At 56.3% G+C, this 18,934-nt stretch carries 19 protein-coding genes and 2 pseudogenes; 12 read left to right on the top strand and 9 right to left on the bottom strand.

Annotated features, from left to right (window positions below; translation table 11 throughout):
• Positions 1–192: 192 nt before the first annotated feature.
• The 3 genes from nifK to nifH form a co-directional block, all read right to left on the bottom strand.
• Complete coding sequence (gene nifK, locus ACOJB8_RS32470; RefSeq protein WP_475016219.1) at positions 193–1,752, bottom strand: nitrogenase molybdenum-iron protein subunit beta; 1,560 nt, start codon at positions 1,750–1,752, stop codon at positions 193–195.
• 72 nt (positions 1,753–1,824) lie between these two features.
• Entirely contained in the window at positions 1,825–3,288 is a 1,464-nt protein-coding gene (gene nifD, locus ACOJB8_RS32465; protein ID WP_069268296.1) for a nitrogenase molybdenum-iron protein alpha chain, read from the bottom strand.
• A 79-nt stretch (positions 3,289–3,367) separates the two neighbouring features.
• Positions 3,368–4,249, bottom strand: a complete 882-nt coding sequence (gene nifH, locus ACOJB8_RS32460; protein ID WP_069268295.1) for a nitrogenase iron protein — start codon at positions 4,247–4,249, stop codon at positions 3,368–3,370.
• A gap of 478 nt (positions 4,250–4,727) precedes the next feature.
• Between nifH and ACOJB8_RS32455 the strand changes: the two genes are divergently transcribed.
• The 4 genes from ACOJB8_RS32455 to ACOJB8_RS32440 all read left to right on the top strand — a co-directional run bounded on the left by ACOJB8_RS32455 (position 4,728) and on the right by ACOJB8_RS32440 (position 7,860).
• Positions 4,728–5,336, top strand: coding sequence for a hypothetical protein (locus tag ACOJB8_RS32455; protein ID WP_069268294.1), 609 nt, complete (start codon positions 4,728–4,730; stop codon positions 5,334–5,336).
• A 92-nt stretch (positions 5,337–5,428) separates the two neighbouring features.
• Positions 5,429–6,010, top strand: a complete 582-nt coding sequence (locus ACOJB8_RS32450; RefSeq protein WP_069268293.1) for an ankyrin repeat domain-containing protein — start codon at positions 5,429–5,431, stop codon at positions 6,008–6,010.
• 12 nt (positions 6,011–6,022) lie between these two features.
• Entirely contained in the window at positions 6,023–6,265 is a 243-nt protein-coding gene (locus tag ACOJB8_RS32445) for an FmdB family zinc ribbon protein (RefSeq protein ID WP_083245582.1), read from the top strand.
• Positions 6,262–7,860 (top strand): neprosin family prolyl endopeptidase, encoded by a 1,599-nt coding sequence (locus ACOJB8_RS32440; RefSeq protein ID WP_475016215.1) that lies wholly within the window; start codon positions 6,262–6,264, stop codon positions 7,858–7,860. The genes ACOJB8_RS32445 and ACOJB8_RS32440 overlap by 4 nt, the downstream gene beginning before the upstream one ends.
• A gap of 620 nt (positions 7,861–8,480) precedes the next feature.
• Here ACOJB8_RS32440 and ACOJB8_RS32435 read toward each other — a convergent pair.
• The 6 genes from ACOJB8_RS32435 to nifB form a co-directional block, all read right to left on the bottom strand.
• Positions 8,481–8,759: a hypothetical protein gene (locus ACOJB8_RS32435; protein ID WP_069268291.1), complete on the bottom strand. Its 279-nt coding sequence runs from the start codon at positions 8,757–8,759 to the stop codon at positions 8,481–8,483.
• Position 8,760: 1 nt separating this feature from the next.
• Positions 8,761–8,979: a putative nitrogen fixation protein NifT gene (nifT, locus tag ACOJB8_RS32430; protein ID WP_069268344.1), complete on the bottom strand. Its 219-nt coding sequence runs from the start codon at positions 8,977–8,979 to the stop codon at positions 8,761–8,763.
• 119 nt (positions 8,980–9,098) lie between these two features.
• A complete protein-coding gene (locus ACOJB8_RS32425) occupies positions 9,099–9,563 on the bottom strand; it encodes a nitrogen fixation protein NifZ (protein ID WP_368619633.1) in 465 nt (154 codons plus the stop codon).
• Positions 9,564–9,627: 64 nt separating this feature from the next.
• On the bottom strand, positions 9,628–9,966 hold the full coding sequence (locus tag ACOJB8_RS32420; protein ID WP_475016212.1) for a HesB/IscA family protein: 339 nt from the start codon (positions 9,964–9,966) through the stop codon (positions 9,628–9,630).
• Between the two features lie 64 nt (positions 9,967–10,030).
• On the bottom strand, positions 10,031–10,225 hold the full coding sequence (locus ACOJB8_RS32415) for a 4Fe-4S binding protein (RefSeq protein WP_083245579.1): 195 nt from the start codon (positions 10,223–10,225) through the stop codon (positions 10,031–10,033).
• A 67-nt stretch (positions 10,226–10,292) separates the two neighbouring features.
• The gene (gene nifB / locus ACOJB8_RS32410; protein ID WP_475016210.1) at positions 10,293–11,894 is read right to left on the bottom strand and encodes a nitrogenase cofactor biosynthesis protein NifB; all 1,602 of its coding nucleotides are present in this window, start codon (positions 11,892–11,894) and stop codon (positions 10,293–10,295) included.
• A 408-nt stretch (positions 11,895–12,302) separates the two neighbouring features.
• Here nifB and ACOJB8_RS32405 point away from each other — a divergent pair.
• The 8 genes and pseudogenes from ACOJB8_RS32405 to ACOJB8_RS32370 all read left to right on the top strand — a co-directional run.
• A pseudogene (locus tag ACOJB8_RS32405) lies at positions 12,303–13,421 on the top strand (homocitrate synthase/isopropylmalate synthase family protein); the annotation flags it as partial.
• Between the two features lie 145 nt (positions 13,422–13,566).
• Positions 13,567–13,765 (top strand): annotated as a pseudogene (locus ACOJB8_RS32400) (nitrogenase-stabilizing/protective protein NifW).
• 55 nt (positions 13,766–13,820) lie between these two features.
• Positions 13,821–14,672 (top strand): electron transfer flavoprotein subunit beta/FixA family protein, encoded by an 852-nt coding sequence (locus ACOJB8_RS32395; protein ID WP_342925357.1) that lies wholly within the window; start codon positions 13,821–13,823, stop codon positions 14,670–14,672.
• Complete coding sequence (locus ACOJB8_RS32390; RefSeq protein ID WP_475016208.1) at positions 14,669–15,781, top strand: electron transfer flavoprotein subunit alpha/FixB family protein; 1,113 nt, start codon at positions 14,669–14,671, stop codon at positions 15,779–15,781. Before ACOJB8_RS32395 ends, ACOJB8_RS32390 begins: the two co-directional genes overlap by 4 nt.
• An 11-nt stretch (positions 15,782–15,792) precedes the next feature.
• Complete coding sequence (locus ACOJB8_RS32385; RefSeq protein WP_475016206.1) at positions 15,793–17,106, top strand: FAD-dependent monooxygenase; 1,314 nt, start codon at positions 15,793–15,795, stop codon at positions 17,104–17,106.
• Positions 17,103–17,402 (top strand): ferredoxin family protein, encoded by a 300-nt coding sequence (locus ACOJB8_RS32380; RefSeq protein ID WP_475016204.1) that lies wholly within the window; start codon positions 17,103–17,105, stop codon positions 17,400–17,402. Before ACOJB8_RS32385 ends, ACOJB8_RS32380 begins: the two co-directional genes overlap by 4 nt.
• 76 nt (positions 17,403–17,478) lie before the next feature.
• Positions 17,479–17,964 (top strand): hypothetical protein, encoded by a 486-nt coding sequence (locus ACOJB8_RS32375; protein ID WP_069268286.1) that lies wholly within the window; start codon positions 17,479–17,481, stop codon positions 17,962–17,964.
• 115 nt (positions 17,965–18,079) lie between these two features.
• On the top strand, positions 18,080–18,850 hold the full coding sequence (locus tag ACOJB8_RS32370; protein ID WP_475016202.1) for an IS110 family RNA-guided transposase: 771 nt from the start codon (positions 18,080–18,082) through the stop codon (positions 18,848–18,850).
• Positions 18,851–18,934: the final 84 nt, after the last annotated feature.

Here is an 18,934-nt window from a genome sequence, read left to right as displayed (position 1 = left end):
ATCGAGATTTACAACTTCCAGCAGGGGCTTTTAGAGGATAGTTGCTAATCGGACTACGGAGCGCGGCCATACCCGCGTGCTGTGGACAACTAGTAAAAAAATCGTGCGGACCGCGATCCGCCGAGCGGCCGCGCACGATCGCCCACGTCGAGGGGCTGGGCAAACCAAGTCTAGGCAACAATCATTCTGTCATCAGCGAACAATGTCATAACTGTAATCAGTCTTTGCAATGTCGATTGTACTCGCATCGAGCTTTTCGAAGAATTCGTCAAGTAGTGCTAATAGAACGCGCAATCCTCCCTCATATCCCCACGTCGGGAAACGGTGATAGTGGTGCCGGTCAAAAATAGGAAACACGAGTCGCACTAGCGGTGTTCGCGTATCACGCTCCAAGTATTTCCCATGAGTGTTGCCGATCAGGAAATCGACTGGTTCGGTAAATAGCAGCGAGCGCAGATGCCAGAGATCGCGCTTCGGATAGGCGCTGCATCCCGCACCGTATGGCGACGCGTCCAACAACGCCTTGACCTTCTCGGCCCAGCCGTCGTTACCGTTTGTCGACACAACATGCACCGGCTCTGCACCGAGCTCGAGCAGGAATTGCGTGTAACCTAGCATCTGATCGGGATCGCCGTAGAGCGCATAGCGTTTGCCATGGAGAATAGCCTGACTGTCCGCCATTGCATCAACGAGTTGCCCCCGCTCCCTTTCCAGTTCAGGCGGAATCGGTCGGCCCGTGACACGCGATATCTCCATGAGGAAATGGTCGGTACCAGAAACGCCGACTGGCGAATTAAGCACAATTACCTCTTGGCCGTGTTCCGCGATATACTTCGCCGTCTTTTCGCAGCAATATTCTTGAAAAATGAACGTTGCTTTCGCATTCAGGGCACGTTCAACTTCTTCCTTCGTGGTCCCACCCTCGTACATGCGGAATTCGCCATCCGTTGGTGTGTTCCATGTGTCGGAAGGATCGCAGATGATGTTGACATTCACGCCGAACAGATCGAAGATACGTCGAACCTCCTTGATGTTGCCCACCACGAAACCGTCAAAGCCACCGATAAAGTTTACACTCTCGTCCTGCACACGTATGAGTGGTGTTGCGGTACCGGCCTTGCCGTCCCAGAAGTGTTTGAGAATGCCCAGTAGAGCGTTGTCGTAACCCGTCACATGACTGCCGACAAACGCGGGCGTATGAGCGAACGGCACGTCGTAGTCTTGCGGAACGCTTCCCTTCTGCTTACTATTCTTGATGAATGCATCGAGGTCGTCACCGATGACCTCTGCCATGCAGGTCGTCGATACGGCGATCATCTCGGGCTTATAAAGGTTGTATGCATTCGCCAGACCGTCGATCATATTATTGAGACCCCCGAAAACCGCCGCGTCTTCGGTCATTGACGAACTCACGCACGACGTCGGCTCCTTGAAGTGCCGCGAAAAGTGTGAGCGATAATAGGCCACGCAGCCCTGAGAGCCGTGCACGAACGGCAGTGTCTTATGAAAGCCGTTTGCCACAAATACCGCCCCCAGAGGCTGGCAGGCCTTCGCTGGATTGATGGTTAGCGAGTCGCGCGCGAAGTTTTTCTGCTTGTAGTCTTCAGTCTTTGTCCATTCGGCAACCTCTCTCACCGCCTCATCAGGATGGTTAAACTCAAAATGTTGCTTCTTGTTTCGCAAAAGCTCCTGATATTCCGGCTCGCGAAAGAGCAGTTCGTGATCGAGAATTTTGTCGCTTGATTGGGGCATGACTCGCTCCTGAATCGATTTCCTGAAGAGCCGTCCGGCGACACGGCCGTACCGCCAACGGGGCCACCTGGCTCACGCTGCCTTTTTCCAAGGTGACTTGGAGAGATTCCAGACAGGACTCGAAATTGCCATGTCCATGTCGCGCGCAAAGATCGCGAATCCGTCGTAGCCGTGGTACGGTCCTGAATAATCCCAACTGTGCATCTGGCGGAAAGGAACACCCATCTTCTGAAAGACGTACTTTTCCTTGATTCCTGAACCTACGAGGTCCGGCCGCATGCATTCGACGAACCGCTCGAATTCGTAGCCGGTCACGTCGTCGTAAATTAGCGTGCCGTCGTGAATGTGATGCGTAGTGCGCTGATAGTCATCGTTGTGGGCAAACTCGTAGCCTGTGCCAATGACTTCCATGCCGAGGTCTTCGTACGCCCCGATGACGTGGCGCGGGCGAAGGCCGCCTACAAAAAGCATCACTTTCTTACCCTCGAGGCGTGGCTTATATCTCGCGATTACCGCATCCGTGAGCAGACGGTATTTGGCGATCACTTTCTCGGCCTTGGTCTTGATCGTGTCGTCAAATCGGCTCGCAATCTCTCTCAAGCTCCTTTCAATCATTGTGGGACCAAAAAAGTTGTATTCGAGCCAAGGGACACCATACTTCTCTTCCATATGCCGGCTTATGTAATTCATTGACCGGTAGCAGTGGAGCAGGTTAAGCTTTGAGCGCGGCGTATTCTCCAGTTCAGCGAGCGTGCCGTCGCCCGACCACTGCGCAATAACGCGCAAACCCATCTCCTCAAGGAGAATGCGGCTTGACCATGCGTCGCCACCGATATTGTAGTCACCGATGATCGCAACGTCGTACGGAGTTGACTCGAGCGCGGAATATTTATTCGGATCGACACGGTCGAACACGCAATCGCGAATCGCATCGTTTGCGAGATGATGCCCAAGCGACTGCGATACGCCGCGAAATCCCTCGCAGCGTACGGGTACGATTGTGTGCCCGCCATACTGTGCGCTCTTCTTCTTCGAAACTGCCTCGATGTCATCGCCGATCAGACCGATCGGGCATTCGGTTTGAACTGATATGCCTCTGTTGAGCGGAAACAGCTCCTGAATCTCATCGACGATTTTGTCGAGTTTCTTGTCGCCACCGAACACAATGTCCTTCTCCTGAAAGTCAGAAGTAAATTGCATTGTGACAAACGTATCGACTCCGGTTGTTCCGACATAATAATTGCGGCGCGAACCCCACGAATACTGGCCGCAGCCGACTGGTCCGTGACTGATGTGAATCATGTCCTTGATCGGCCCCCAGACCACGCCCTTCGAACCGGCATATGCGCAGCCGCGAATCGTCATCACACCAGGCAGCGACTTAATGTTGGACTTCACCCCACAGTCCGGCTTACCCTGCTCGAAAGTGCATAAATGCTTGGCCCGCCGCTTGGCCATCTTCTCCGGGTAAGCTCGCAGCACTTCGTCAATGAGAGCCTTGTGAGCGGCCTTACGTTCTTCAACCGTTTCGGTCATTACATATCCATAAGTGGAGAAATGGGATCGCCGGGATCGGTTGCCGTACGCCGCACGGCAACCGTCATCCCCGCAGCCGTCAAGCGGTCAGCTCAGCCGCTGTCTTGCCAACCTTCGCCTCATCGACCTGCGACATGATTCCTTTTTCCATCAGGAGATCTTCGAGTTCGTCCATCGTGATCGGCGTTGGGATCACGCCATTGCCGGCGTTGTTATGCACCTTCTCTGCAAGCGCACGATACTGGCCGGCCTGTGCGCTCTCTGGCGCGTACTCGATCACAGTCATGCGGCGTAGTTCCGCATGTTGCACGACGTTGTCGCGCGGCACGAAGTGGATCAGACGTGTGCCGAGCATCGCTGCGAGCGATTCCGCAAGCTCGAGTTCCTTGTCGGTCTTGCGCTCGTTGCAAATGAGGCCGCCCAAACGCACACCACCGCTGTTGGCATACTTGAGAATCCCTTTTGAGATATTGTTCGCAGCGTACATAGCCATCATCTCGCCTGACATCACGATATAAATCTCCTGTGCCTTGTTCTCGCGAATTGGCATTGCAAAGCCTCCGCACACCACGTCGCCCAGCACATCGTATGAGACGTAGTCCACTCCGTCGTAGGCGCCATTCTCCTCCAGGAAATTGATCGACGTAATCACACCGCGACCCGCGCAGCCGACACCCGGCTCGGGACCGCCCGACTCCACACAGCGTATGTCTTTGTAGCCAATCTTCATGACATCCTCGAGTTCGAGGTCCTCCACAGAGCCGGCTTCCGCCGCGAGAGAGAGAATTGTGTCCTGCGCCTTCGCGTGCAGTATCAGCCGTGTCGAGTCTGCCTTCGGATCGCAGCCGACAATGAGGATCTTTTGCCCAAGGTCGCTGAGCGCCGCGAGCGTGTTTTGCGACGTGGTCGATTTTCCAATCCCGCCCTTTCCGTAGAATGCGATCTGCCGAAGTTGAGCCATCGTGGTACTCCATTGAGATAGAAGGATTAAACCAAGGTTGCCAATCAAGGCTGCAAAGCCGCGATCATGTCCTCAGCGTGCAGTGTCCATATGATCTTCTTCTGTGGAGTCACGCATTGGCCGGATGGTGTCCGCGCGGATCGCTATAGTGCAGTTTCTATGCCAACACTCCAGAATCGTTGAAATGCCATGCACATCGCGCTTTGAGAAAACATGTCGGCATGGCGCCTACCGACGTTCGCAGCGTCGGCTTCCTGACAAATCGTGCGTTGTTGTCACAAACCAGATTTTCACCACCATTTTCGGCCCACCTCGCTCAATGGCAGTGGGCCAGAAAGGGAGGGAGGGAGGGAGGGAGGGAGGGAGGGAGGGAGGGATGTGGTGGTACGAAAGTTGCAAGTGAAACTCCATCCTTCTTGACCGATTGCGAACTGTCACTGCCAATTCACAAGTTATTCAAACTTAAGAGGAGAACCTAATGAACGATATGACTATTGACAAGGAACTTGACCAGACCGTTTTCGCCCGCTTGCAACTCGAGGGCCGTTTACTCAATGCAGTGTTCAAGGGTCCCACCAGTACACCTCGGCGCATCGGTTTTCGCGGCGAACTCGCGCTGCGCTTCGGACCGCAACTCGCTGATGAAGCGCGCCCGCCAGAGCTGTCTTGCGAGCAGGTCATGGCAGTGGCCGACGTCGGCAACCCGCATCTCATATTTTTCGCGGGGTGGTTATTGAGCTTCGAACATCTGAAAGACGTCGCCGAAGTGTTGGGAGACGCACTCTCGCCCAACGGAAAGTACTTTCTGTTCTGCGACAACATCGATCTCTCGAGTCGCTATCAGGCGCACTATCAGGGCGCAGTATTCTATGTCCTCCCTATCGTGGAATCGACGGTCTACAACGAAATACTTGAGCTCCTGTATCTCGACAAGGCAGAGCTGAAGAAAAAGGACACAGCGGGAAAACTCGACGCCGTCGCCGACGCCGGGTCGAAGTTCGACTTGTGTTTCGATCCCATCAGTTACGCGCATGGACTCGAACTGATGGGCCCAGTCCGTGATCCTAACGAAAACAGACCGGTCTAGGTTGCATTCCGCAGCGATGCTTCCTCATGAAGAATCCTCCACCATGCACACAAGCTATCACAACGCTCACCTAATCTAACTGGAGAATTTCCATGGCACTGCTAATCGATGATGCCGCACGTCGAAAAGGGAACGCTCAAAGCCTCCCGCACGCTGATGAGGGTCTGCAAGCTCGTGCACGTTCGTCAGTCGCTAGATGGCTGTCGGCACACGACTTTCCGGATGCCCATTCCTGCAGCGTTGACGGAATAACGCCGCTGATGCTCGCAGCGATGCATGGGGAAGACCGTATCGTCGCCGCGTTGCTCGACGAAGGTGCACCCGTCAGTGCGCTCGACGACAACGGAAACGATGCGCTATGGTACGCATGTCTATGCGGAACGCCCGGACCGATTCTACGGTTGATCAGTGCCGGTCTTAATGTCGATCATGCCAATGCGCACGACGTCACATACCTGATGCAGGCAGCCGCCAACGGCAGAGTCGACGTCATGTGGTTGCTAATATCCCTTGGTGCGAGTAACAGCTTGGTCGCGCCAGATGGGCGAACCGCTTTCGACATGGCCACGGATTTTGGACTACAGCTGCTGCTAACGGTAGACCGACTCAAAAACGGCATGTGCGAATCGTCGCGTTTCGCCGATGATGCTCCGTCGCACAACCTTGCCCATTGAGGAAAACTTCTCGTGCCGCTTTACGACTATGTATGCCGCAACTGCAATTTTCGGTTCGAGACACTTGTGCGCACCAATTCGTTGGCGTCTTGTCCGCGCTGTAGCAGTAATGCGATGGATAAGCAGGTCAGCGCACCGTCCGCCCCTCCACGCAACAAGGCACTCATTACGGCAGCACGCCGCCAGGCCGCTCGTGAAGGGCATTTGAGCAATTATTCCGCGGCTGAGCGCATGCAATTATTGAATCGACCTTGAAACGCCACAATGAGCCGGCGCCTGTCATTCCATATCTGGCTTGCAAAAAAGTTAAGTCCAAGGAACATCATATGTCGCCGCAGTCTATTTACCTCTGTGCACAAGAATTCCTCGTTGTAAATCCTCGCAACGGGAAACAACTCGGTAGACTTGCAAACACAATTCAATATGTCTCTTCTGCGTTCCTGATCGGGATATCAACATGGACAATGCCCGCATACTCGCAGAGCATGGATTCCCATATGGAATCATTTGACAGATTCATGGCTGACACGAAAGCTGCCGCCGCTCAGGATTTTATTGGTCACCCTTGGCTAGGGTCCGGGGCGCATCTTGAGTCAGACAATCAGCCTCCAATATCGCGCACCTACAAAGTCAATGATCCGTCTGCTTTCGAAGTGATGCGCCAAGCGATTATTGAACGTTACAACGGAGTACACGTCTCAGGGAGCTTTATTGCGAACGGCCAAACCTATGACTGCGTTCCGGTGATGGAGCAACCTGCTGTCCGGAGATATCAAATAAGGAAAATCGCAACACCTCCACAGTTAGCGTCAGCGACAAACCTCAACGGTGACTTATCCAGCCGATCGGTAGGGTCGTCGGAACAGTTGCAAAACGGCGTGAATACGCCAAGCTGTGGTACGGGCAGCGTCCCCTTGAATAGAGTCACACTGGAAGAGCTTAGTCGATTTACGACAGTAGATGCATATCACAGAAAGGCGCCTCCACCGATGACCAGGCTCCCGTCAAGCAGCGAATCAGCGAATGCACCCTTTATCGCGAGTCAATTACTCTCCGCGGATACCTATACACACAAATATGCGACATTCGAGCAAAACGTCGAGAATCTCGGGGGCAACGTCACGTTCAATGTCTGGAATCCGAAAGTGGATGCTGCGGCGGGTCAGTTCTTTAGTTTGTCCCAGATCTGGATTATTGGTGGAGACAGAGCCGGCGGTGCAAACCCTTTACAGTCAGAAGAGACTGGCTGGGTAGTCTCGCCTTCCAAGTTTGGGGACAATCTGCCGCACTTCTTCATCTACAGCACCGCCGATAACTACGTGAACACCGGATGCTGGAACAACAGCTGCGGGGATTTCGTGCAGGTTTCGGAGAAAGCGGTACTCGGGGGCGCGTTAGTTGACATCAGTTCTCCCGGCGGTCAACAGCACGAGTTCAGTGCCGGATATCATCGCGACGCACACGGGAACTGGTGGCTCTTTCGTGACGGCGTGGCGATTGGTTACTACCCCGCGGAGTTCTATCAAGGCGGACAGAACAGTCATAACGCGACCTTGATTTCGTTTGGTACAGAAACAACTGGGCTTACGTCTTGGCCAGGCGCCGGTAGTGGTAATTGGGACAGCCCACTATATGGCCACGCAGCTTATCAGCGCAACCTCTACTACTACAACCTCGCTGACACTGCTGCCTGGGATGATCCGCACTTGTCGGTGCGATCGACCTGCTACCACGCGGCCGGTCCATTCAGCAACGGAGATGGCGGTTATATTTCCGCCGATAACCACAATCCAAGTTGGTGGACCCGATACGTCTTCGTTGGCGGCCCAGGCGGAACACAGTGCAGGTGAAGACGGCATAGAGCGCGTGATTCCTATTGTTCTATGATGCATAGCACCGCCTAACATCCCGACGCCTCGCGCTAGCGAGGTTTCCACATGTTGCGTTTGGCAGTTGGTTCATCGAGGCATCCTACGTGCGCGATGCCGAACGAGGCGGCGAGCTGACCCGGAGCCAGCCTTAAACGGCACACGAAAACCGCGAGACACCGACGGTCAACCCACCTTCCCGTGACCGAAAACCGGTATTGCAATTCGTAGGCCAAGCGTTCGCCGTCACTGACTAATTGCGTACGTCCGCTCACCGATATTCTGCACTGTCCTCCTCACGTCGAGGCAGTTGATATCGGCAAATACAGGCGAGGCCCTAAGCCGGCCAAGATAATCCATGTGCAATCTATGGGATGAGATGTGCAGGGTGCGCTGGCAATTGCGTCACCCAGCCCGATGCCCAGCACACGCAGGGTCATCGAGCTGCCGAGCGTCGATTCACCGCGACAACGGCATCGCTGCGCCGAGCGACCGTAAGCTCGAACGAATCGAGCGTCGGACCACCGCTCCAACGACTCAAAAGCCCGGGAAAACACTAGATCGCCGTAGTGTGGTATTCAAGCTCGCAAAGTGCGAATTCTTCAGTCGCCATCGCAAAACGCCTCTTCTGCCAATATTAGCATATCCGCTTGCGCTGCCTCCGTGGTCACATTAATGCAAAAGCCGGTCCATGTCGCTAGATAGACCCGGCGACCACGGAACTCGAGGAAGGGCTTCTCATCGCTTAGCTCGACTGCGGTGATCCGAATGATACGCACATCGGGATAGCGCTTTCGCCAAATTACCGCGGCTTCCTGCAGCGTCGGTTCGGTACAAACCAGCTCAGTTATCGCATGAATCTGTTCCACAGTAAGGCCCATGTCATTCCCACCCGCCTGACACGCGCCGCGCCTCGACAGTTACCGGAAGCGAGGTGTCGCTCGCAAGTTCGGGCAACTGAAACTCCCAGCCGTTAGCAAGCGTAATACGTCCACCCCAAAGCTGCGCTCCATCGATGTAGACGATTGGCTCCTCGACATCCTTCTTCGGAACATAGGCCCTGAATACGCCATTGTCATCCTTTCGGATTGTGACCTTCACGTTGATATCTCCCGGGTTGGTTAAGCGATTCGCGCCACCAGACGTATGGCTGCAACAACCGGCGGACATGCCGCACGTGCGCAGTACGATCCCGCCTTATCCCACACAAACTGGCTGAGTTAAGGGAGTCCACCATCATCGAACGGCTCGCTAATGCGCTCAGCGCTTAGCGTCGGCATCTGCGCGCAGTTCTCCTTCTCCATATCGGCGTGCCACGAACCGATCCAGCGAAGCGCGTCGGCGCGCCTCCCCAGTTGGGCGAGCACGTCCTGCGGCAGGCGATCGAGCGTGCAGAGCTCCTTCGCGCGCATTCCAACGCGGCGGTCTCCTTCGAAAAAGTGAACCGCATAGACGTAGAACCGCTGCAGAAACGTGCCGATTGCAGTGACATAACCGGCATCGCCTTGGCTCACGAGCAGCTCCCCCATAGCCTTACCGTTGTATGTACCGTCGTTACGAATCACGGCACGTGCAATCACTCGCTCGCCAACGGCGAACCGTGGTGGAAAAGCAAGTTCGACTGCATCGTCGCTCTCGACGTCCCTCACGCCCAGCTCATTTAAATACCGCGATGCACGCTTCATGACACCTCCCGTGGCAATGAGTTACGTCGGCGTCCGATCGCACTCGCGTCGATGCGCGAGACGCTCAACTCGCCTGCGCCGCCGCGCGCGCGGCGGCGCCAAATGCATGATTGCCACTGTTGAATGCAAGGCCACACCTGTCTTGTGTTTCGACGAAGTCGACGGTAAAGCCGTCGAGCAACAGCCGAGTTTCTGCCGGCAAGAAAATCCGCAGTCCATTGATCTCCGTAGTCTCATCACCGGGCTGCGCATCGGCCGTGGCGCTCAGTCCGGCTTCGTATCTGGAGCAACCGCAAGTACTCACACAAATACGAACGCCCGCACCGGATGGCAGACCGGAAAAGCGCACGATACGGTGAAGGAACTCTTCGGCGGCGGGTGTCACTGCAAAATTTGGCAACATGATTTAAAAATCGTCGAATTGAACAATCGTCGGGTACACTGCGCAAGGCAAGCGGAACAGAGCGCTAGGCCGGCACGATGCACCCGTCCACAGGGCACGCCGCCACGCATTGCGGACTATCGAATTGCCCCTCGCACACGGTACATTTTCTCGGATCAATTGCGAAGACGCCGCCTTTCTCGATGATGGCGACGTTTGGGCATTGTGGCTCGCAAGCCGAGCAGCCAGTGCAGGCGGAGGAAATGATCTTTAGGGCCATACCATGCACTCCTTGTGATGATTTTCGGTGTAACCGAGCACGTCAGGACGACTGCGCTACCTGCCGCTCAAACAGGGGCGTCTTCTCCCACCCTAGTCAACCCGATCTGTGGGATTGTCGCGTCGCCGCGGTCCGCGTGGTCAATTTCGCCAGTCGTGAGACGGCCACAATAATCGGTGAGCCATGCAAGCGCGGCTTTTTCGATTGGTTCGTGGGCGTACATATCCACGGGTTCGATTCCCGCTTCTAATAGCGACTTCCGTGGGCACAAGCCAATCTTTGCAACCAGCACAGCATGGCAATCGTTGATCGCGTGTACGATCGGCCGCAAGTCATCCTCATCGCCATCGCCGCCGCGGCAATAGGCGCCCACGCGGCGGTGCGCGACAAAGAGGGCTCCAGCGGCGCTGACCTGGAAAATCTGGAACTCGGAAGCGTGGCCGAAATGTGCGTTGACGAGCCCATCTCCCTTCGTCGCAACGGCAATCCGCACCTCGACATCGCCTAGCACCTGGGTCGCTCCTGACAAGCTTCGTGTCTTATGTTTCATCTCGCGCTCTCCATCGCTTGCGGCGTCCACGCGGCGTTGACGTGTACTGCCAAGATCAAGCTTGTCCACGGCGTCCATGTGTTCGATGCTTGCAAGCGAAAACTCGTGATGGCGGTCTTCGCCCAGAAGGCCTACGGCATCTGCACGACATTGCCGGCAATGGCGCATTAGGGCCGCGCCGCCCATGCAGGCGTCCTGCACGGCCTTCAACTCGCGAGCGGTAGGCTCGCGCTGGCCACGGCCACCGAAATACGTGCCGTGCGTAGGATCCGAGATCAGCGGCATGATGTTGTGCAAAAACGCACCCCGCCTCTTTACTTCACGATTCACTTCGACCAGGTGCTCGTCGTTGATGCCAGGGATGAGTACCGAGTTGATCTTCGTAAGTACGCCACGCGCGCTCAACATGTCGAGCCCTAGCATCTGCCGCTCGTGCAGAATTCGCGCGGCCTCTTCGCCCGTGACTCTGCTGTGATCCCAAAAGATCCATGGATAGATCTTTTCGCCGATGACAGGGTCGACCATGTTGATAGTGATCGTCACGTGATCAATGCCGTAATCGCAAATTTCGTCGACATAGTCAGGCAGAGAAAGGCCGTTCGTCGAAAGACATAGCTTAATTTTCGGCGCGAGTTCGCGAAGCATACGAAAGGTGTCGAACGTTTTGTTCGGATTGGCCAGTGCATCCCCCGGGCCCGCGATCCCGACGACAGTCAATTGCGGAATCCTCGAGGCGACGGTCATCACCTTTTTCACGGCCTGATCCGGCGCGAGCTTCTCTGATACCACACCAGGCCGCGACTCGTTCGAGCAATCATACTTTCGGTTGCAGTAGTTGCATTGGATATTGCAGGCGGGCGCCACTGCGACATGCATGCGCGCATAATGGCGATGCGCTTCCTCCGAATAACACGGGTGATCTCTGATCCTTTCCCACACCTCCGCATTGATGTTCTCTGGTGCGTCGGTCGAACAGCAACTTGACCCGGCTGGTGCGCCATTTGAATCGGGGCGGCCGTATCCGGCAAGTGGATCCGCGGCCGACACCGATGGCATGATGTGTGTGACTCCGGCGCCGTCGGCCAAGATCAGAGCGCCGGCATTCGCGCAGTCGTGCATGGTATCTCTCCGCAATGAACGGTGGGTGTGCCATTGCTCCCAGCGAAATCCATGCCATCGCGAAAACGCACGATGTGCGAGTGGACGATACTTGAAGCCGAGAGCATCGCCGTGTGCTCCGTCACCATGACACATGGGTAGTCCAGCCACGCTGGCGCTGTGTCTCAGTTCTTATTCATTTGAATTACTCGCGATCAAAGCAACCGCTTTCGCGTTCGCCGATAACCCGATCGGCCAGATTCAAGCGCGACACTGTTGGGAATGGCACATTCCCGACGCGACTTATCACACCAAGTACTCCGAATCCCGACATGATGCCTTTCAGGTTCAAACAGAACCATACTCCGGCCGGAACGTCCCATTGGCACGATGTTTGCGGCGCAATCGACACCTCTGGAGAGACTTGACATGCATCTTCCAATTATCAATGACACGACGCTCCGCGATGATGAGCAGACTGCAGGAGTCGCATTTCGCGCCGAGAAAAAATGCGCGATCGCGAGCGCCGTGTCTCAGGCCGGCGTGACGGAACTCGAAGTCGGGGTTCCCGCAATGGGCGACGAGGGAATGGCGTGCATAGCGGAAATTTCCGGCTTAAGTCTCGACTCTCGTATAGTCGTTTGGGGACGCCTCACCGAAGGCGACCTCGCGGCGGCATTGCGTTGCAATGCCGATATCGCTCACCTCTCCATCCCTGTTTCGGATATTCATCTGCGCCACAAGCTGCAGCAGTCCCGTACGTGCGTTCTGCGTCAAATTGACCGCATAGTCGACATAGCAATCGGAAGTCGCGCAACCATTTCTCTCGGCATGGAAGACGCCTCGCGCGCGGATCCTTCCTTTGTCATCGAAGTGGCTCAATGCGCACAGCAGCAAGGGGTTCAGCGCTTGCGTTTCGCAGACACGGTCGGCGTGCTGGATCCGTTTAAGACATACCAGGCGATTGCGGCGCTGCGCGTTGCCGTGGACCTCGAGATCGAAATCCACGCGCACGACGATCTCGGGCTTGCCACAGCCAACACGTTAACGGCCCTTGCGGCAGGCGCAACACATGCCAGCACCACCGTCAACGGTCTAGGCAAGCGAGCCGGCAACGCGGCGCTAGAGGAAGTCGTGATGGGAGCACGTCATCTTCTGCGACGAGATACCGGCGTCGACACTAACGCGCCGCCCGGTATTTCGTTGCTGGTCGAACATGCGTCGGGCCGAGCCGTCTCCTTTGGAAAAAGCATCATCGGTCGAGGCATTTTTACTCACGAAGCGGGAATTCACACAGACGGCCTTTCCAAACACGTCGCAACCGACGAAGGATTCGATCCTGCAGAGGTCCGCCGGCAACGGTCTACAGTGCTAGGCAACCATTCTGGGTCTCAAGGCGAACGTGACGCATATGACGCTTCGGGCCTGAAGGTATCGGAGCGGCTTGTGCCGCTACTGCCGCCGCACATCCGCGCCTTCGCCACGCGACATAAGAAGGCGCCTAGCGCAATCGATCTCCGCCGCTTTTTGAGTGAGGTACGGAGCACGCGAGTCAGAGCGTCCTGGAGGCCGCTCATAGCGAGAAACGGACTTAGGAGGAGCAAACCCATGGAAGGACTTATCCGAGACTTCGTCCATTTTCATCTATGGAGGATTTCCGCGTCTCTTTTGCATTGCCCTCGACAAAAGGATAGTGAAGTTGAACCGCCTGCACATCATGAAACGTTTCTTTCGGTACATCGAACAACAGGACGACGCGCCGCCCTCCACGACGGCTGATCTATCACGGCTTGCTGCGGAAGGCCTGCGACGACTTCGTTGTATCCGCGCCCCCTGAACAACGAGTGTTTAAAGTCTTTAGAAGGCCGCCGACCGCCATGTCGTCTTCCTGAAAAGCCTGTGCGCGTCGCAGTCGGCACCCAGCGGCGTCTGATTAGGAGAATCTCAATGCATATTGTCGTTTGCATCAAGCAAGTACCGGATTCTGCCCAGATTCGGGTTCACCCTGTGACCAACACCATCATGCGGCAAGGCGTGCCGGCAATCGTCAATCCTTACGATCTCTTCTCGCTAGAAGAAGCGTTACGGCTAAAAGACCGCTTCGACGCATGGGTCACGATACTTTCTATGGGACCACCACAGGCCGAGGACGCACTGCGTAGATGCATCAGCTACGGTGCAGACGACGCCGTGCTCATCACCGACCGGTCGTTCGCCGGCGCCGACACCCTCGCCACTTCTTATGCGTTGGCCGCCGCGATCCGCCAGATCGCGAGTGAACGCTCAGTGGATATGATCTTTGCAGGCAAACAAACGATCGACGGTGATACAGCCCAAGTCGGCCCGGGCATCGCGACGCGCATGGACATCCAACTGCTTACCTACGTGTCGAGAATCCTCGAGATCGACCTCGGCAGACGCACGATCATGGCCGAACGCCGTGCTGAAGGGGGCGTTCAGGTACTCGAGACTGCGTTGCCGTGCCTTGTCACGATGCTTGAGAACACGAACGATCTGCGTTTCGCAACACTGCCCAGAGTAATCCATGCCGCTGGCTTCCCCGTGCGCAAGTGGAACCGCCAGCAGGCCGGGATCGATGACGCCAGCAAGATCGGGCTGAAGGGTTCACCTACCGTCGTACGTAAGGTGTTCGGCGCAACGCCGCGTGCAGAAGATACCGAGATGATCGAATTCGACGAGTCGAGTCTCCAGGACGCGGCGGCTCAACTTGTGCGTAAGATCTTTACTCGCCATCCGACGCTAGAGATGGACCTGCGGCTCACGGAGAGGAATGGATGAATTCGCTTGTTGCTTGGAAACAAAAACCGGCCGAGCCGATCGCACACGCTAACGGCTGCAGCGTAGAACTCCCCGACCGTATGAAAGACTATCGGGGCGTGTGGGTCTTCATCGAGCACGATCGTGGCCGTGCGCACAGCGTATCGTGGGAACTGGTCGGTGAGGCTCGCAAGCTCGCCGATAAACTCGGCAGCGACGTCGCTGTCGCGGTACTCGGTGGTACTGAAGAGCCACTCGAGCAGTTTGCCGCTGAGGCGTTCACCTTGGGTGCGGACAAAGCGTATGTCATCCACGATCCGGTGTTGCGCGGTTATCGCAACGAACCGTTCACGAAAGGCCTGTCAGATCTGGCTAGCAAGTACTGCCCCGAGATACTGTTGCTCGGTGCGACTTCAATGGGCCGAGATCTCGCGGGCTCTGTCGCAACACGGCTTCTGACTGGCCTTACAGCCGACTGCACTGAGTTGAATATCGATCCCGCCTCGCGTGTACTAGCTGCGACGCGGCCGACCTTCGGCGGCTCTCTGCTTTGTACGATCATGACGCTCGAATCCCGCCCTCAGATGGCGACTGTGCGTCCACGAGTCATGCCCATGCCGCCGGCGCAGCAAGGCCGCAGTGGCGAGATCGTGCAGGAAACGCTCGGGATGATCGAGGCCAATATAGTAACCAAATTGCTTGACTTCATCCCTGACGAGACAAGTGATCAAATCAACCTTGCCTACGCGGACGTGATCGTGAGCGGCGGCAAGGGACTCAAGAATCGCGAGAACTTCATGCTGCTATTCGAGCTGGCGCAGGTGCTCGGTGGCGAAGTCGGCGCGAGCCGCCCATGCGTTCAGGCGGGTTGGGTCCGAGCCGAACGCCAGATCGGACAGACCGGCAAAACTGTCAGGCCCAAGCTTTATATCGCCGCGGGAATCTCTGGTGCGATCCAGCATCGGGTCGGAATGGAAAGCTCTGACGTCATCGTCGCGATCAACACCGACCCAAACGCACCGATTTTTGATTTCGCACACTACGGCGTTGTGGGGGACGCAATGCGCGTACTACCGGAACTAACACAGGCCTTTAAGCAGCACCTGATACCGCAGCGGCTAGACTCGTAAGGAAAACAAACATGATAACCTCCCCCAAATTCGACGCCATTGTGGTCGGAGCTGGACCATCAGGCAACGCCGCAGCCTACGTTATGGCGAAAGGCGGCCTGAAAGTGCTTCAGATTGAACGCGGCGAGTATCCCGGAAGCAAAAACGTTCAGGGCGCGATCCTTTACGCCAATGCACTGGAACAGATCATTCCGGACTTCCGTGACGATGCCCCTCTCGAGCGCCACATCATCGAGCAACGCCTGTGGATGCTCGACGATACCTCGTTTGTGGGCACGCACGCGCGCAGCGAAGACTACAACAATCCCCCATATAACCGTTACACGATCATACGGGCACAGTTCGACAAGTGGTTTTCGTCGAAAGTACGTGAAGCAGGCGCTTTGCTGATCTGCGAGACCACCGTGAATCGCCTGATAATGGACGGAGACCAGGTTGTCGGCGTGCAATGCGACCGCCAACACGGTGAAGTTTATGCGGACATCGTGGTCCTCGCGGACGGCGTCAATTCGACATTGGCGCGTAAGGCAGGTTTTCACGGCGAAATCAAGGCGGGCAATGTCGCGCTGGCTGTGAAGGAGATTCTCTTTTTTCCTGAGGAAACAATTTGCCAGCGGTTTAATGTTGCCGATAACGAAGGCGTCGTCATTGAGATGGTCGGCCGAATCACCGATGGCATGGCTGGAACCGGCTTCTTGTACACTAACAAGGAGTCGCTGACAATCGGCGTCGGCTGTATGCTGAGCGACTTCAAAAACAACTCGAACCGTACAAGCCCATATGTGTTACTTGAAAAAATGAAACGTCATCCGTCCATCGCCCCGCTCATCGCTGGCGGTGAAATGAAGGAGTACTGTGCGCATCTGATCCCCGAGGGGGGCTTCAATGCAATCCCGGAAGTGTACGGGAACGGCTGGATGATCGTCGGCGATTCCGGTGGCTTCGTCAATTCCGTACATCGCGAAGGTTCTAATCTTGCCATGACGACAGGACGTCTCGCCGCGGAGACCGCGATAGCCGCAAAAGCCTCCGGAGGCCACAGCTATCGGGCTAGCGCCCTCTCCGGGTACAAGGCCGCGCTCGACAAGAGTTTCGTTATGAAGGACCTGTTCAAGTACCGAGACATGCCGAAGATCTTGCATCACAATCCGCAGTTTTTCACCACATATCCTGATCTAGTCGCTAAAGCGGCTCGGACAATGATTACGGTCGACGGCGTGGACAAGCAGACAAAGAAAGTGGATGTCATGGCGAGCTTCCGCAAAAGTCGCTCACTAACAGGCCTGGTGGGCGACGCATACAAACTCTGGAGGGCCTTCCGATGACCAGACTTACTGTGAACATCGACGAGAAGCTATTCCAAAACCGTTACCGCGTTGACGTTGGCCGGCCACACGTCAAAATAAGAAATCCCGAAACCTGCATTAATGAATGTAGCGATAAAAGCTGTACGTTCGTCTGCCCCGCTTCCTGTTATCGGAATGAGAACAACGGCGCCGTGACACTAATTACCGACGGTTGCCTTGAATGCGGCAGTTGTCGCATTCTATGCGGGGAACACCACAACCTTTCCTGGGAGTATCCGAGGGGTGGTCACGGAATCCAGTTCAAGTTCGGATAGACGAAAACGACCTCGTCATTTCGGCTTCCGCCTACCACAGGAAGGTGCAGAAGGCTTATCGCTTCGGAGCAAATCAATGAATATCCTTACTGGCATTGAGTCGGCAGATCTGTTTGGCGGCGCCGTGCCTCCTTCCGTATTGCGCTTAATCGAGGACACACGTGGCGGCCGCTGGGACGATGTGACCGCTGCATTGTGGACCGCCGTTCTTTCTCACCCGCGCTGCCTGCCACCCTACTATCTGCTATACAAGTTTCACGCGAACCGGGGCGAACTTGGCGAGGCGAAGGAAGTTGCAACCAAGGCTTTGACAGCTGCAGCCCGGGAAGCGTCAATTGACATTGACTGGTGTGCCGTACAGCCAGGCGACACAGATTTCACGATTCCTGGACCGGCACGCTTTTGGCTCTTCACGCTGAAGGCGCTGGCCTTTATCAGCGTTCGCCGCTGCGAACGCGCGGTTGCCCTGAGGCTCCTTGCGAAGCTGCGCCGGCTGGATCCGGCCGACTGCGTCGGCTTCAACGTGGTGGAAGCCCTTCTCGCGCAGTCCGGGCGTCGATAAGCCCTACCGGCAGGCCAGCCGTCGGCTCTGATGTGATGGACGACCCCCGCTACCCAGCGAGGGGTTTATGCCAAAGTGGAGAAGTCGTGACGTTCACGGCAAAGGAGCGTTCATCATGAATATAGCGACTGTTGGACTGGATCTGGCCAAGAGCGTGATGCAGGCTCACGCAGTGAATTCGCAAGGCGAAATCGTTGTACGCAAACAGCTAAGACGCGCGAATGTACTTCGGTATTTTGCTACGCTCGAACCGTGTGTAATCGGCATGGAAGCGTGCGCCTCGTCGCACTACTGCGGCCGTGAGCTCACCAAGCTCGGACACACCGTTCGACTGATCGCCCCGCAGTTCGTCCGGCCTTACGTAAAGAGCAACAAGACCGACGCGGCCGACGCCGAAGCAATCTGCGAGGCGATAACGCGACCAAACATGCGCTTTGTACCGCTCAAGACGCAGGCGCAACAGACAGTGCTGTCGCTGCATCGCGCACGCGCCGGCCTAGTCAAATCACGCACAGCACTTGCCAACCAAATACGCGGGCTTCTTGGCGAATTCGGCATCGTGCTGTCACAGGGTATCCAACTGCGTGGCCAACGGGCCATGGCCGCTCCTTCCACACGTGATGATGGACATTCTCAGCCGTTCCGGGCGTTAATCCAAATGCTCGTCGAGCACTTGCGCGAACTTGGCAGCAAGGTGGCTGAGCTCAAAGGTCGTATCCGCGCGATCCATCGCACGGATGCGCCCGGTCGGCTTCTCGAAACAATACCCGGGATCGGGCCACTTACCGCGTCGGCCCTCGCAGCCTCGATCGGCAACGCCGGATCTTTTCGCAGCGGCCGCGAACTTGCTGCATGGCTGGGTGTGGTGCCGCGTCAGCATTCTTAGGGCGGCACGCCGCGTCTGCTGGGCATCAGCCTCGATCCGTGCACGCGCGCAGGTCTTCGTCGATCCCCGCTCGATCGAACTGCT

Source organism: Paraburkholderia sp. BR10141 (genome assembly GCF_056155635.1).
Note: the sequence above shows the minus strand (reverse complement) of the source record. Positions and strands in the feature narration are given on the sequence as shown.

What these genes read in the sequence shown, in the direction of transcription:
- ACOJB8_RS32380 (WP_475016204.1), top strand. Translation starts at nt 17,103, where the DNA reads ATGACCAGACTTACTGTGAACATCGACGAGAAGCTATTCCAAAACCGT.
- ACOJB8_RS32395 (WP_342925357.1), top strand. Translation starts at nt 13,821, where the DNA reads ATGCATATTGTCGTTTGCATCAAGCAAGTACCGGATTCTGCCCAGATT.
- ACOJB8_RS32375 (WP_069268286.1), top strand. Translation starts at nt 17,479, where the DNA reads ATGAATATCCTTACTGGCATTGAGTCGGCAGATCTGTTTGGCGGCGCC.
- nifB (WP_475016210.1), bottom strand. Translation starts at nt 11,894, where the DNA reads ATGCACGACTGCGCGAATGCCGGCGCTCTGATCTTGGCCGACGGCGCC.
- ACOJB8_RS32435 (WP_069268291.1), bottom strand. Translation starts at nt 8,759, where the DNA reads ATGGGCCTTACTGTGGAACAGATTCATGCGATAACTGAGCTGGTTTGT.
- ACOJB8_RS32385 (WP_475016206.1), top strand. Translation starts at nt 15,793, where the DNA reads ATGATAACCTCCCCCAAATTCGACGCCATTGTGGTCGGAGCTGGACCA.
- ACOJB8_RS32455 (WP_069268294.1), top strand. Translation starts at nt 4,728, where the DNA reads ATGAACGATATGACTATTGACAAGGAACTTGACCAGACCGTTTTCGCC.
- ACOJB8_RS32450 (WP_069268293.1), top strand. Translation starts at nt 5,429, where the DNA reads ATGGCACTGCTAATCGATGATGCCGCACGTCGAAAAGGGAACGCTCAA.
- nifD (WP_069268296.1), bottom strand. Translation starts at nt 3,288, where the DNA reads ATGACCGAAACGGTTGAAGAACGTAAGGCCGCTCACAAGGCTCTCATT.
- ACOJB8_RS32425 (WP_368619633.1), bottom strand. Translation starts at nt 9,563, where the DNA reads ATGAAGCGTGCATCGCGGTATTTAAATGAGCTGGGCGTGAGGGACGTC.
- ACOJB8_RS32370 (WP_475016202.1), top strand. Translation starts at nt 18,080, where the DNA reads ATGAATATAGCGACTGTTGGACTGGATCTGGCCAAGAGCGTGATGCAG.
- nifK (WP_475016219.1), bottom strand. Translation starts at nt 1,752, where the DNA reads ATGCCCCAATCAAGCGACAAAATTCTCGATCACGAACTGCTCTTTCGC.
- ACOJB8_RS32420 (WP_475016212.1), bottom strand. Translation starts at nt 9,966, where the DNA reads ATGTTGCCAAATTTTGCAGTGACACCCGCCGCCGAAGAGTTCCTTCAC.
- ACOJB8_RS32390 (WP_475016208.1), top strand. Translation starts at nt 14,669, where the DNA reads ATGAATTCGCTTGTTGCTTGGAAACAAAAACCGGCCGAGCCGATCGCA.
- nifH (WP_069268295.1), bottom strand. Translation starts at nt 4,249, where the DNA reads ATGGCTCAACTTCGGCAGATCGCATTCTACGGAAAGGGCGGGATTGGA.
- ACOJB8_RS32415 (WP_083245579.1), bottom strand. Translation starts at nt 10,225, where the DNA reads ATGGCCCTAAAGATCATTTCCTCCGCCTGCACTGGCTGCTCGGCTTGC.